Annotated in this window: 13 protein-coding genes; 3 read left to right on the top strand and 10 right to left on the bottom strand. The window is 69.0% G+C overall.

Annotation, left to right across the window (positions count from 1 at the left end):
• Positions 1 to 39 precede the first annotated feature (39 nt).
• The gene (locus D451_RS0112550; protein ID WP_036568124.1) at positions 40 to 1,275 is read right to left on the bottom strand and encodes an MFS transporter; all 1,236 of its coding nucleotides are present in this window, start codon (positions 1,273 to 1,275) and stop codon (positions 40 to 42) included.
• 137 nt (positions 1,276 to 1,412) lie between these two features.
• On the opposite strand from D451_RS0112550, the gene D451_RS0112545 reads away from it, so the two are divergent.
• Positions 1,413 to 2,309 (top strand): helix-turn-helix transcriptional regulator, encoded by an 897-nt coding sequence (locus D451_RS0112545; RefSeq protein ID WP_017534667.1) that lies wholly within the window; start codon positions 1,413 to 1,415, stop codon positions 2,307 to 2,309.
• A gap of 261 nt (positions 2,310 to 2,570) precedes the next feature.
• Positions 2,571 to 3,527 carry an aminoglycoside phosphotransferase family protein gene (locus D451_RS0112540; RefSeq protein WP_017534666.1) on the top strand — a complete coding sequence of 319 codons (957 nt, stop codon included), beginning with the start codon at positions 2,571 to 2,573 and terminating at the stop codon, positions 3,525 to 3,527.
• A 179-nt stretch (positions 3,528 to 3,706) separates the two neighbouring features.
• Here D451_RS0112540 and D451_RS0112535 read toward each other — a convergent pair whose 3' ends face one another.
• On the bottom strand, positions 3,707 to 3,913 hold the full coding sequence (locus D451_RS0112535) for a type II toxin-antitoxin system Phd/YefM family antitoxin (RefSeq protein ID WP_026125017.1): 207 nt from the start codon (positions 3,911 to 3,913) through the stop codon (positions 3,707 to 3,709).
• A gap of 57 nt (positions 3,914 to 3,970) precedes the next feature.
• Here D451_RS0112535 and D451_RS27035 point away from each other — a divergent pair, with 57 nt between their 5' ends.
• Positions 3,971 to 5,305, top strand: coding sequence for a helix-turn-helix domain-containing protein (locus D451_RS27035; protein ID WP_017534664.1), 1,335 nt, complete (start codon positions 3,971 to 3,973; stop codon positions 5,303 to 5,305).
• Between the two features lie 535 nt (positions 5,306 to 5,840).
• Here D451_RS27035 and D451_RS28810 read toward each other — a convergent pair.
• The 8 genes from D451_RS28810 to D451_RS0112500 all read right to left on the bottom strand — a co-directional run bounded on the left by D451_RS28810 (position 5,841) and on the right by D451_RS0112500 (position 13,759).
• On the bottom strand, positions 5,841 to 5,975 hold the full coding sequence (locus D451_RS28810; protein ID WP_275040953.1) for a hypothetical protein: 135 nt from the start codon (positions 5,973 to 5,975) through the stop codon (positions 5,841 to 5,843).
• Between the two features lie 55 nt (positions 5,976 to 6,030).
• Positions 6,031 to 7,347 (bottom strand): phytase, encoded by a 1,317-nt coding sequence (locus tag D451_RS0112525; protein WP_017534663.1) that lies wholly within the window; start codon positions 7,345 to 7,347, stop codon positions 6,031 to 6,033.
• Between the two features lie 288 nt (positions 7,348 to 7,635).
• Positions 7,636 to 8,589: a GNAT family N-acetyltransferase gene (locus tag D451_RS0112520; RefSeq protein WP_017534662.1), complete on the bottom strand. Its 954-nt coding sequence runs from the start codon at positions 8,587 to 8,589 to the stop codon at positions 7,636 to 7,638.
• 257 nt (positions 8,590 to 8,846) lie between these two features.
• Complete coding sequence (locus D451_RS0112515) at positions 8,847 to 9,812, bottom strand: phosphotransferase family protein (RefSeq protein WP_017534661.1); 966 nt, start codon at positions 9,810 to 9,812, stop codon at positions 8,847 to 8,849.
• A gap of 343 nt (positions 9,813 to 10,155) precedes the next feature.
• Complete coding sequence (locus D451_RS27330; protein WP_017534660.1) at positions 10,156 to 10,569, bottom strand: hypothetical protein; 414 nt, start codon at positions 10,567 to 10,569, stop codon at positions 10,156 to 10,158.
• A gap of 402 nt (positions 10,570 to 10,971) precedes the next feature.
• Positions 10,972 to 11,736: a malonate transporter subunit MadM gene (madM, locus tag D451_RS0112510; RefSeq protein ID WP_017534659.1), complete on the bottom strand. Its 765-nt coding sequence runs from the start codon at positions 11,734 to 11,736 to the stop codon at positions 10,972 to 10,974.
• A 1-nt stretch (position 11,737) separates the two neighbouring features.
• Entirely contained in the window at positions 11,738 to 12,136 is a 399-nt protein-coding gene (madL, locus tag D451_RS0112505) for a malonate transporter subunit MadL (protein ID WP_017534658.1), read from the bottom strand.
• Between the two features lie 102 nt (positions 12,137 to 12,238).
• A complete protein-coding gene (locus D451_RS0112500; protein WP_017534657.1) occupies positions 12,239 to 13,759 on the bottom strand; it encodes a malonate--CoA ligase in 1,521 nt (506 codons plus the stop codon).
• Between the last annotated feature and the right edge of the window lie 4 nt (positions 13,760 to 13,763).

Genomic DNA, 13,763 nt, shown 5'->3' with positions numbered 1-13,763 from the left:
GTCGTCGTGGACCGCCGTCTCCGGCGGACGTGTGTCGGGTCAGGTCAGGGCGTTGACCGGCTCGGGGATCGCCTCCGCGGCACGACCGCGCTGGATCAGGGCCAGCGCGGTCGCGGGGATCAGCGTCAGGGCGGCGATGACCGCCCCGACGAGGACGGGACCCGTGGTGCCCGGCCCGGTTCCGAGGGCGATGCCGCCGATCCAGGAGGCGATCGCGGTGCCGAGGTTGAAGGCGGCGACGCTGAGCGAGGAGCCGAGCGTGGGCGCGTGGGCGGCGTAGCGGACGGCCAACGAGATGAGCACCGGGTTCGCGCCCAGACCGAACAGGCCGAGCAGGATGAGGAGGATCGTCGTCGGGATCGACGCGCCGGCGACAAGGGCGAGCGCCGTCAGGATCAGGGCGGTCACCAGTGGAGCGACGATGGTCGCCGTGTGCGGGCGGATGTCGCCGACGCGGCCGCCCAAGAGAGATCCGACGAGCGAGCCGACGCCGAAGCCGGCGAGCACCAGGGGGACGAGATTCGCGGGGATACCCGTGCGCTCGGTGAGCAGCGGGGTGATGTAGGAGTAGGCGGCCAGAACACCGCCGGTGGTGGCGGCGCAGGTCGCCAAGGCCAGCCACAGCCTGCCGGAGTTCAGGGCGGCCAGTTCCGAGCGGATCGACACCGACCCGTGGTCGGCGCCGCCGCGGGGAACGTGCCGGGCGATCATGGGGATCGCGACGACCGCGAGGATCGCCAGTGCCCAGAAGGTGCCGCGCCAGCCGACGAACTGGCCGAGGAGCGCGCCGAGCGGAACGCCCAGGACGGTCGCGAGCATCCCTCCGGCGTTGACGACGCCGACGGCGCGCGAAGCCGCCCCCGGCCCCGCGACGCGAGTGGCGACCACCGCGGCCACGGCCCAGAACGCGCCGGTGGCCAGAGCGGTGAGGAAACGCGCGGCGAGCAGCACCCCGAAGTCGGAGCCGGCTGCGACGATCACGTGTCCGACCGCGAACACGCCCAGGGCGAGCATGAGCGTCACCCGCCGGGGCATGCGCAGGGTCAGCATCGCCATGAGCGGCGCGCCCACGATCATGCCGATCGCGAAGACCGTGATGAGCGTTCCCGCGCGGGCGACGCTCACCTGGAGGTCGGTGGCGATGTCGGGCAGGATCCCGGCCACGACGAACTCCGTCGTGAGCATCAGGAACGTCCCCAGCGCCAGGGCGTAGACGACGAAGGGGAGACGGGACGAACGGCCCTTCAGGGGGACCCGAGTGGCTTCGTCGTGCATGGTGGACCTCATGTCGTGGTGATGCCTTCGCTGTCACCTCCACTCCACCGGCCACGGCCGTCACGGAGAAGGCCGAGTTGATGGGGGGTACGATCTCGACCCCCTTAAGGCGCCCACCTGTGCCTATCGTGGGTTGCATGGACAATCGCGCGGACATCAAGGGCTTTCTCGCCAGCCGACGTGCCAAGTTGTCACCGGAACAGGTCGGGCTTCCGCCCGGCACCCGCCGCCGAGTCCCCGGTCTGCGCCGCGAGGAGGTCGCGGTCCTGGCCGGTGTGAGCATCGAGTGGTACACCCGGCTGGAGAAGGGCCACATCGCGGGCGTGTCCGAAGAGGTACTCGACGCGGTCGCCCGGGCGCTCCGTCTGGATGACGAGGAACGTACCCACCTGTTCGACCTGGCCCGCGCCGCGCGTCCGGCCCACCGCAAGGCGACCCGACGGCGCGAGGTGGCCCTCGCCCCGCCCGTGCAGTGGATGCTGGACTCCATCACGATGTCGGCGGCGTTCGTGCGCAACGGCCGCCTGGACGTGGTCGCCACCAACGCCCTGGCCCGAACCCTGCACGCGCCGATGTTCGCCAGCCCGACGACGTCCGCTCACGGTCGGGCCAACTTCGCCCGCTACCACTTCCTCGATCCGGCCTCTCGGGACTTCTTCGTGGACTGGGGGGACGGGGCCGCGATGACCGTGGCGCTGCTGCGTGCCGAAGCCGGACGCGAACCCTACGACCAGGCGTTGCGGGAGCTCATCGGGGAGTTGTCCACCCTCAGCGAGGATTTCCGTGCCCTGTGGGCCTCGCACGACGTGCGGATCGACCACAGCGGCGTCAAACGCATGCACCATCCGCAGGTGGGCGATCTGGAGCTGACCTTCCGATCCCTGGACCTGCCGGCCTCACCGCGGGCCGTGCACGACCTGTCGCTCTACACCGCCGAGCCGGGAACCCCGCACGAGGAACGACTCAAGCTCCTCGCCAGTTGGGGTGCGTCGTCGGTGGAAGAGGGAACTCGGAAGGGTTCGGAAGCGCTCTGACCCGGGCTCGGGTTCACGTCGGTTCCAGGGCGGGGATGTCCTGGTGAAGGACGGGGATTCCGCGCGCTCACCCCTCCCCCAGGCTCTTGAGAACGTCACCCATCCCCACATACGTGGGGCTCGTACACCCATCACACCCGCCACATGGCAGTACTACGGTCCATCCCCACGTGCGTGGGGCTCACCCCCTATTCTGGCGGACTCGACGGTCGACGTGGCCACGTCTACTCTCCGACCACCGGAATTCACGGAGTGCCCCGCGTGCGACACACCCGCCTCGCCCCGCCCACCGGACTCCTCAACGAGCTGCGCGATACCCGCACCGGAAGCGAGGCCCGGCTCAAGGACGTGCTGGAGAACCATGGCCTACGCCCACTGACCGGAGGTCTCCAGAACAGCGTCTACGTCTGGGAGGACCCCGACAGAGGGCCCATCTGCATCAAGCTCTACACCAGGGGGAATCACCGTCGACGCGTCGAGCGCGAATGGGCGGCCCTGACCCTGCTCGCCGAACACGGGATCGGCGACGTCCCCCGCCCGCTGTGGCTCGACGACGACAGCGACCTCCCCGCCATCGGCATGAGCCTGGTCGCGGGAGCCTCGCTCCTGGAGAGCGCCGACCGCGAAGCCGCCCTCAGGGGGCTGGCCCACGCCACGCGACGCATACAGAACGTGCCCTTGTCCGGTCTACTCGCCGACGTCGAGCGCGTCGACTCCGGGTCCCACTACCTGCTGCGTCTCACGGACGGCTGGCCGAGACTCCTGGCGGAACACGAGGACGACCCTCTGACCCGCGACATGCGCGCCCTGCTCACAGCCTGGCACGACAGCGGCGACGCCGAACTCGTGAGGGAGAAGGCGGGCCCCGCCGTGTTCTCCCGGGGAGACTCCAACCTCCTCAACTGGCTCCGCGATGGCGACAGAAGTCCGTGCGTCGACTTCGAGTACAGCGGGCACAGCGGTGTCCTCTTCGACGCCGCCGACCTGATCGAGCACATCAGCGCTCGCGAGATCCCCGACAGCACCTGGATCGCGCTCCTGCCCGACCTCGGCGTCACCGCTGCCGGCAGGAACCGGTTCCTCGCCGCCCAGCGCACCTGCGCCCTGCGCTGGCTCGCCGTTCTGTGGAAACAGCGGAATACCCGCGCCGCCAGGTTCGCCGCCCAGCACGCCCGCGTACGGCTCTTGCAGCGTCTCGACGACCCCTGGCGCGGTTGAGTCGACCGGGCCACGCATGAGCACGAACCGCTGAACCGCCCATCCCCACATGAGTGGGGCTCACCCAGCTGGTCACCGAGGTTAACCGCGCACCGCGATCCATCCCCACATTCGTAGGGCCCATCGCGACAGAAGGCCACTTCACCGCTGCGAGGCCGACCCGACCGCGACCGGCGCCATCAGTCCTCTTGCCTGCTATCCGGACCTTTGCCCGCACCGAGCTGAGCTTGGGCCCACTCCAGCCACGCCATGGGCACGACAGCGGCCTGAGGCTTGTCCCGCCGCATCAACACGACCGGCTCACCGAGAAGACGAACCTGGTTGACGACCTCGGTCAGGTTCGCGCGGGCCTCGGAGATGCCCATGGACTTCGTCTCGTCGCTCATAGGGCCAGAGTACATTCCAGCTTGTTTGTACAACGAGACGGATTGTACAATCCAACCATGGGCCGTCCGGCTCCCGACACCATCGCGAGAGATGAGGAGGACGCCGTGAGCGGCTACGCGCACATCGCACGGGGCGGCTTCGGCGGCGACCGCTTCACCATCGTGGCCAACGCCGCGATCCGCGACCCTCACCTGTCCTACAAAGCCCGCGGCCTCCTCGCTCTCATCGCCTCCCACCGAGAAGGGTGGGGTATCACCGAGAAGCGCCTCGCGGACCAGAGCCCCGACGGCATCAGCTCGGTCCGATCCGGACTCAAGGAGCTGGAGGCCGCCGGCTACCTTCGCCGTTACCGCGTCAGGAACGAGCTCGGACAACTCGGCGGAGCCCACTGGGTCATCACCGACGACCCCACATCCCTGAACGCCCGTGTCACCGACCTCGCAGGTGCACTGGGGAAGGATGGCGGAGACCTGGTTCCCTTACCTATGTCCAGGTCAGGGCCTAAGTGTGATTTTCCAAAGTCGGCCGAGCCTACGGAGGCCGAACCTCCAGAGGACGATCGTGCCCCTAAGAAGACCAACCACAAGAACACCGTGGCCACGGAATCAGGCGAGGGGGAGGAGGACGCGCGAGCGCGCGCGAACGGCTCCCCTGTGGACAACCCCCACGAGTGGGGCATCGACCCCGCCGACCGCCCCGGAGCAGAACAAGGCGCCCTTCTCGCCCGGACCGTGGTCTCTCAGATCGCCGAGGAGACAGGCCTCGGGCTCGACCCCTGGCAGCACAAGCGTCTTGTACTGGAGCACATTCCGGCCGCCTTCACAGCCGTCAAGGCCCTCGACGACGATCGAGTCGGTGGAACCGAACTCCTGGAATGGCTCCGCTCCGGGCACGAAACCACCATGTCGCTGTACGCGGTCCTCTCTCGCCGGTGTGCTCCGGACTTCCTCTCCCAGGCCCTCCCCGTATGGGTCGCCCGTACCCGCTCCCCCGCAGGCCTCCCGGCTCTCTCTGCTCCACGTCCCCGACGCGAATCGGCCCCCGACCCAAACGCCGATACCGATCCGTTCACCCGAGCCGGTGCCCCTCCCACGTGCTCGGTTCATTCCGGCGTCACTCTGACCGCCGACGCCACCGGACAGCGCACTCGCTGTCGCATGTGCGAAGAACTCCCGCCCCCTGACGAAGACGCTTCGGAGCCGACCACCGATGACCTCATCGACGTGCTCGACGATGCCCTGCCCGACACCGACCACGAGTTGCCCGACCATTGCGGCAACGAACGCTGCCACCGCGACTACCGCATGATCCTCATCAAACGTGGCGGCACCATTGAACAAATGCCGTGTCCGAGCTGCCACCCCGACCATGCCGAAAGACCTAACGGCTAACCCAGTGGCAGCTGCGACACTCTCCAGGCCAACGCCCTGGCTACAGGCCAACGTCACGAACAACGCGGCACCCAGCCGTTATGGGGCGTCCTCATCCCCACGTGCGTGGGGCTCACAACGGAGTCCGCCGGCCCGCCTTCCGGCCGGACGGTCCATCCCCACGTGCGTGGGGCTCACTGAAACCACGTCAGGGAACTACCGGCACCCGACGGTCCATCCCCACGTACGTGGGGCTCACGACGGGGCATCTGATGATCACTCATAGGGCCCAGGTCCATCCCCACGTACGTGGGGCTCACGGGTGACTGTGCTCAAAGCTCATGCGCCCGTGCGGTCCATCCCCACGTACGTGGGGCTCACGCTTAATGACCTGCAACAACGCGAGGCGTTATCTCCGCGAGACCTACCCGCCGGTTAAGGAACAGTCAGCCTTGACCATCCCTCTTCGACAACGCCCAGCGCCGTTTCCACTCCCCGGCATGCTCTCACGAACACCGAAGCCCTCTAGAACCACAGCGCCCCCGTCCCTCCGGTCTCACCACCAACAACCGGCCACGGGAACCCGCACCCATTCCGGCACCGCTCCGAACACGACACCGGTCGGGGAGAGGCTGCGGTCCAACAGCATGCGACAGCGCCAGGCCTTGCCCTCGCAAGACCTGTTCGCCATCCGCCACCCGCCCGACCGCGACCACTCCTCGCACCGCCCCCCTGCCTCTACGAGATCAGTTCACGCCACGCGGATCGAACGACTCGGTGTCGATCGTCAGGGGCTCGGGGAACGCGTTGGCCACCGCGTCCCACCGTGTCAGCTTGAAGTTGGTGCTCTCCCGGTCCCCGTCCGCCGGGGTCTCCTCACCGTCGTGGGTGACCAGCAGTCCCTGGGGGAAGGCGTCGCCCAGGGGGACGTTGACCACGGTGGCGCCGTCGGAGTGCTGGGTTCCGTCGGTGGCAGGACCATCGACGATGGCGAAGGAGCCGACGTAGTCGTTGGCGCCATCGCGCTCGTACACGGCGAAGGTGTCGTCTCCCTGGCTGGAGACGAGCACGTATCCGGCGCCATCACCCGCGTGGTAGAGGGTCACGCCCTCGGCGTCGGCGGAGATGTTCTCACCACCGAAGCCGAGGTCGTTCTCCGTGTCGAGGACGCACTCCTCGTCCGCGGTCTCGTCGTACGTCCACGGCGTGCCGTATTCACGAACACGGTCGATCAGCTCCGCGTCGGCGAACTCGTCCTTGCCGAGCTCGATGCGCCACAGCCCCACGGTCTCCTGACCGGCGTAGAGGACGTGCTCCTCCTCGTCGACGGCCATGCCCTCGACCTGGGGACGCTCGCCGGGGTCAGCGCAGGGCATCCACTCAGTGCCGTCGGGCAGGGCGAAGGTGTCGGGGAGTTCGAGCGTGTCCTCGGTCTCGTACCCGACCAGCCCGCCCTCGTCCTTCAACTCCAGGAGCCGCAGGCGGGTCTCTTCACGCTGGGACACCACCACGAAGGCATCGCCACTGTGGCTGTAGGTGGTCAGCCCGTAGGAGGTTCGCTGGTCGTCCACCTCGGCCTCGTCCGCGGCGAAGACCGGCCGGACGTCGGGCGCGGTCACGTCCCGAAGCGGCGGCCTGCCCTCCGCGACAGCCTCGGGGTCGATGGCGAAGGCGCGGATCCGGTCGCGCCCTCGGTCGCTGACGATCGCCAGGTCCGTCTTCTCACCGTCCAGTTCGAACCCGTAGAGAACGTCGACGTTGTTGAACCGGCCGGGGGCCGCCTCCTCATCGGGGGCCTCGGGCGCTGGGATGTGCTGGATGCGCTCGCCGTCGAGCCCGTAGACGTCGAGTCCGGCCTTCTTCAGGGTTCCGATGACGATGCTGCGTTCGGGGTCGTCGGGATCGATCCAGACGGCCGGGTCGTCTGCGTCGGCGTTACCTCCCGCCTCGTCGTCGTACACCGGGGGTGTCTCGACGCTCGCGGTGACGGGTACCGGGGGCTGGGCGAAGGGGCCGGTCGCCACGAGGAGGGCGGCCAGTGTGGTCGGGACGGAGGCATTCACGATACTCCTCGGTAGGGGGAGTTGGACGCCGAGATGGTACGAGGCGGCCGACGAAGGCGACGGGACGCGCTCATGAACAGTGCGCGACCAGTCGGTTCCCCCTGGTCACGACCTCCGGGCCGACCCGACCTCTGTGCTCACCCGCTGGAGCGCGAGCATCGGGCCCCGGATCCGCGTCCTCTCCCCGGGCCCGTACCGCCCCTACCCAGGATGAGCTCGGCCACCGGGAACCTACGTTCTGTCCCTTCCCCACGCGCTCGACCCAGCCCGTGTCCTCGGTTCCCTCCGTCAGTCCGCCGAGGCGTCCTTGATGAGGGGGACGTCCCGGCACAGCTCGCGGAACCCGGCGCCGTAGTACAGCTCGCGGGCCGCCGGGTGGCCCGGTGCTCCCAGGCAGGCCACCGTCGCGTGCACGGCCCCCGCCTCCCGCGCCAGCAGCATCCCGTGCAGGAGCAGCGCCCGCGCCAGGCCCAGGCGCCGGTGGTCGGGATGGGTCCCCATCGGCTCGAATTCGACGGTCCGGTTCGCATCGTCCAGCCACATGATGGTCGAGGCCGCCATCTCCCCGTCCGGCGCCTCCACCAGCACGTGCAGGTCGCCGCGGTACCCTGTCGTCTCCCGAAGGCCCCGGTAGGCCTCGACCGTGTACGCCCGGGGACCCCAGGCGTTCAGGTGGGCTCGGACCGCGGCCTCTCCCCCGGCCTCGTCAGCGGTGCGGAACCGGTACCCGTCCGGGAGCTTCGCAGGCTCCACGTCGGTGAGGTCGCGCTGGTTGAGCTGGGTCCAGGAGCCGGTGTCCCCGAGAGCGTCCGGATCGGGCACATACCCGTGCGCCGCCCACCGTTCCAGGGCGAACCTGTCGGGGTCACCCGGAAGCACGGTGCGTTCCAGACCCGCCGCGGTGGCGTCGTACCAGTCGATCACCTCGTCGACCAGCTCGGCGTGGTCGGGGTGGACCTGGTAGGCCAGGTAGGCGCCGGTGGCGTTCGCGACCGTCCCGTCGCTGAGCCGGAGGCTGCACGGCAGCTTGACCCAGCCCCACGCTACGAGTTCCCCTCCGGAAAACCACAGTCGGCGACGCCATGAGGAGCCCTGGGAGGTGTGCGCACGGCCCCAGTTCCAGGCCAGCTCGCCGAACGAGGCGTCGCTGTTCACCAGTTCCGGGCGGGTGGCGGTGATGCGCTGGGCCAGGTCCTGCATGAGTTCCACGTCGGCGGCGGTCAGAAACTCCGAAGTCGTCATGGCGCCTCACAGTGTCAGGAAACCGCGGGCTTATCCACGGGTTTTCCGGCACCTCATCCGTCCCCGTGCGTCGTGGTGTTCGGCGTAGTCGTCGAAGGCGGCGAAGCACGCGTGGCCCATCCCCCCGTGCGTGAGGCTCACCTGATACGTATCTGAGGAGTGTGCACCCGCGTCTTCGAGAAAGAGGTGATGAAGCGGCCGGTGTCGGGCACCCGTCGATAAGACGCGGTCATGCCCTCGCATCGCGCAGGAGCCGGTCAGCCGAGCAGGGGAGCGAGATAACCGCCATCGTCGTCGATCAGGTCGGTGAGCAACCGCCCTGGATTCCAGTCCTCGCCTCCGCCTTGGGCGAGCCAGATGTCGAGGTCGCGGAGCTGGTCGAGCACCGCGGCGCCACGGATGAGTGCCGGGCCATGCATCGGATCCATATGACGAGCGGCGATCTCCACCGCGGCGGCGCCCGCCTCCGAATCGACATATTCGCCTTCCACGGACACGCAGGCCTCGTACACCAGCCGGCAGAGGTCGATCTCGACCGGACCGAGCACGGCGAACTCGAAGTCCAGCAGGGCGACGACCTCACCGTCCCAGAGTGCGTTCATCAGGGCCAGGTCGCCGTGGTCGACGACCTGCTCGACCATGGGCGCGGCCCGAAAGTAGCCCTCGATGATCTCGTGGAGTCGCGACTGCCGTGCGTCGGACAGTCCGAGCGCGGCTCCGGCTCGTCCGGCCGATGCCGTGGCGTCGCCGAGTGTCGCCGGTACGAAACCCCCGTGCGTCGCGACATGTGTCTTGAGGGACGGGCTCGCGTCATGCACGATCTGAGCCCGAGCCCACAGCTGATGGATCGCCTGTCGTTGCTCCACTGGCGTCAGCGTCGGCCACGCCTCGTACAGGTTCCGGCCGTGAACCTCCGCGGTCACGATCCAGCCGTGGCCCTTGGCAATGCCCTCCCCAAGAATCTTCGGATGTGCGACCTCGCATGGCAGGGCACGCACGAGCGCGGCCTCGCGGGCCATGTCGACGGGTGTATGCGCGATCCGCACGGCGATACCGTCACCGACCCACGTCGCGTTCGAGTACCCGTTCGCTCGCCGCATCCGCGTGAGTTCACCGCCGTAGCGGGCCGCCACCTCGGCGGCCAGGCCCCGGACGAAGGCGGCCTCGGAGGGGTCGCGATGCCGGTCGAGCGGATGGGAGGTCGCGCTGGGCTCTGGCATCATGCGAGCATCCTCCCACCGTCGCTCGGGCGCTGATCCGGTGGTGAGAGCACGACCCGCTCGGCCACTCCACGGCCGGCCGTCGATCCTGTCGGCGAGCCGGTCGTGCCGCACCTGCGAGGCCATCCGGGGCATGGCATTCCCTTCCCCACGCGCGTGGGGCTCCTGAGCAACGCGAGTCCGGCGCGTTCATGGCTACCTTCGACCAGATGGGCGAAGAGACGGTCCTGCCAGCGAAGATCCGAAGTGAGAAGAACGCCCCGGACTGTCTTGCGGTCCGGGGCGTTCAGGCGATCAACATGGCCCCGCTCCCACAAGACGACCGGGGCGTGCTTCTGTCACCGGATCAGTTGCAGAAATCGTTGAAGACCCGCACTTCATTGCTGGTCGGTCCGTAGTATCCGGCCCAGTCGATGCACTGACCCGGAGCGTGCACATATACGGGGCCGGCATAGGTGGTGTAGGACCCATCATCAACGACCCACGTACTGGCGCTACTGCGCTTGATGGCCGCACCCATGCTGATCGCGGCCCCAGAAGAGTCCCTGATCGTGGCTGCGCAGTTGTAACCGTTGGAGGGGTTGTAGGTGACGTATACAGTCGCTCCGATGATGTCCCGACTGTCGAGCACGTTGTACCCGGTGCCACAGGCCCCGTTGTAAGGGGCTGCGGAGGCGGCGCTGGGGGAGAGTCCGACCGCGATCGCGCTGAGCAGAGCTACGACGACTGCGGCTGTCAGGGATTTTCTCGCTGCTCGCATGTGAACCATTCCCTGGGGGATTAGGGGATGGCACGACCGTAATAAGAAAACGTGCGCTACGACAGATCGAGGCCGATATCGGCCTTCTCAGGGTTGGAATGTCCTCACCCACTCGACAGTGCGGTGTTTCCTCGGTCCATCCCCACGTGCGTGTGGCTCACCCCGGGCCTCGGCGTGATCGGCCCGGAGCCTTTCGGTGACGATCGGGCACCGTCACGGTGCTCCGCTTCCGCGTGCGAAAGTGGGCGCGGCTCTCCGGCAGCCGGTGCTCCGCCCCTGAATGTGCACCGGGTGTGACCGGGCGGCCTGGGTTCGCGGCGCGTCCGTCCAGCGGTCGCGAACGGCTACGGAAGCGGATGCGCGGCCGATCCGGCCTTCCCGGGGCCGCGCACCCTCCCCGCATCACCCGCCGACGAGGGCCCTGAGCACCACGTACAGCAGCGACGGTCCGAGCAGGCATCCAACGCCCGTGTAGAAGGTGGCGGTCATGGCGCCGTAGGGCACCAGGCGCTTGTCGGTGGCCGCCAGCCCGCCCGCCACACCGGAGGTGGTGCCCATCAGGCCGCCGTAGACCATCGCGGACTTGGGGTTGTTCAGTCCGATCAGCGGGGCGATCAGCGGCGTTCCCACCATCACCACCACGGACTTGACGAGCCCGGCGGCCACGGACAGCGCGATCACCTCCGAGCTCGCGCCCACCGCGGTCCCGGTCACCGGACCGACGATGTAGGTGGCCGCGCCGGCGCCGATGGTCGCCATCGACGCGGCGTCCGTGTAGCCGAAGGCGGCGGCGATCGCCGCCCCGACGGCGAACGAGACCAGTACGCCCAGCACGAGCGACAGTACGCCGACCAGTCCGGCGCGTTTGATCTCGCGCAGGTCCACGCCGTAGGCAGTGGAGACGATCGCGAAGTCTCTCAGCATCGCGCCGCCCAGGAGGCCCAGGCCGGAGAAGATCGCGATGTCGGCCAGCCCGTGCTCGCCGCCGGTGACCCAGCCGCCCCAGTACGCCAGCGCCAGGCCGAGGATGATGGCGATGGCTGAGCCGTGCAGCCAGCCGCGGGTGAGCTTCTTGGACAGCCATACGGAGATCGCCATCAGCCCGCCGACCACCACGAAGGCCACGAGCAGATCATTGCTCTCGAAGACACCGATGATCCGGTCCATCTCAGACCTCCCGCTCTTCCTCGACCAGCGGCGGCAGCGGTTCCGCGGGTTCGCCGATCCGCGACAGGACGGGCACCAGGGCGGCCCCCACCGCGAGCGCCGCCAGGCCCGCGGTGATCGCCATCGGGCCGCCCGCGATCGCCTTGACCACGTTCTGTGTGGAGGCCATGGCGATGACGACCGGGATGTACATCGCGCTCCAGAAGAGCACGCCCTGCTCGGTGGCCTCGGGGAGTTTCCCGTTCCTGCGCAGGCGGTCGGAGACGACCACCAGCATGATCATGGCGAAGCCGACGCCGCCGACGTTGGCGTCGACGCCGACCGCGGCACCGAGGAGTTCGCCCACGAGCGCGCCCGAGAGCAGGCACACCGCCAGGGCTGCCACTCCGTAGAGGACCATCGTTTTCTCCTTGCTTCGGGGGGGGGTGGCCTGCGGGAGCGCCGGGGGCGGCCGGCGAGACGCCGGGGGGACGGCCGTCGGGGGGGTGGGAGCGAGCGGCGGTCAGGCGTCCGCGCCGGTGAACAGGTCCGTGTAGCGTTCGCGCAGTTCGGCCTTCTGCACCTTCCCCATGACGTTGCGGGGCAGTGCCTCGACGACGCGCACCGCGCGCGGCCGCTTGAATCGGGCGAGGTCTCCGGAGATGGACTCCAGCAGCTCCTCGGCCTGGAGTTCCCGCCCCGGCCGGGGGACGACGACGGCCGCCACGGCCTCGCCCAGGTCCGGGTGGGGGACGCCGATCACGGCGGACTCCAGCACCCCCGGGTGCGCGTCGAGGAGTTCCTCGACCTCCTTGGGGTAGACGTTGTAGCCGCCGGAGATCACGAGGTCCTTGTCCCGGCCGACGATGCACAGGTGGCCGTCCTCGTCGACGCGGCCCAGGTCGCCGGTGATGAAGAAGCCGTCCTCGCGGAACTCGGCGGCGGTCTTCTCCGGCATCCGCCAGTAGCCGGAGAAGACGTTGGGTCCGCGGACCTCGACGATGCCGACCTCTCCGTCGGGGAGCTTCCCTCCCGTCTCCCGGTCCGCCACCCGGATCTCGACGCCGGGGAGTGGCCGGCCGACCGTGCCGGGCTTGCGCGGCCCCTCGTAGGGGTTGGTGGTGTTCATCCCGGTCTCGGTCATCCCGTAGCGCTCGAGGATGGCGTGGCCGGTGCGGGCCTGGAAGGCCTCGGCGTCGCTCGCGAGCAGCGGGGCCGAACCGGAGACGAACAGCCGCATCGAGGCGCAGGACTCCGAGGTCAGCCGGTCGCTCTTCAGTAGGCGGGTGTAGAAGGTGGGGACGCCCATGAGCACGGTGGCGCGGGGCAGCAGGTCGATGACCGCGTCGGTGTCGAACCCGGACAGGTAGTGCATGGAGGCGCCCGCCGCCAGCGTCATGTTGACCGCGACGAAGAGCCCGTGGACGTGGAAGATCGGCAGGGCGTGGATCAGCCGGTCCTCGGAGGTGTACCGCCAGGCCTGGAGCAGCGCCTCGCAGTTGGAGGCGAGGTTGCCGTGGGTGAGAACGGCGCCCTTGGACCGCCCGGTGGTGCCGGAGGTGTACAGGATGGCCGCCGGGTCCTCGGCCGAGGCGTCGTGGTCCCCGTCGTGGCGGCCGTCCCCTTCCAGGAGGGTGCCGTCGCCGGAGGTTCCCAGGGTCTCGACGACGAGCCCTTCGGCTTCGCGACCGGTGTGCTCGGCCCGGCGGTCGGGTGAGCAGACGAGCACGCGGGGCCGGGCGTCGCCGAGGAAGTACGTCATCTCCGCGTCGGTGTAGGCGGTGTTGAGCGGGAGGAAGACCCCGCCCACGCGCAGGGTCGCCAGGTACAGCGCGACGGCCTCGGGGGACTTCTCCACCTGCATCGCGACCCGGTCGCCGGGGGTGACGCCGTCGGCGAGGAGGCGGGCGGCGATCCGTCGCACGGTCTCTTCGGTCTGCCCGTAGGTGATGCTCTCGCCGCCGGGCAGTTCGAACAGTGTCCGGTCCGGTCGCCGTCGCGCCTGCTCGGCGAAGGATCGGTGAATGGCCGTGAATGGCGCCATCGTT

Source organism: Nocardiopsis alba DSM 43377 (assembly GCF_000341225.1).
Lineage (GTDB): Bacteria > Actinomycetota > Actinomycetes > Streptosporangiales > Streptosporangiaceae > Nocardiopsis > Nocardiopsis alba.
This window is presented reverse-complemented; position numbering and strand designations above follow the sequence as displayed.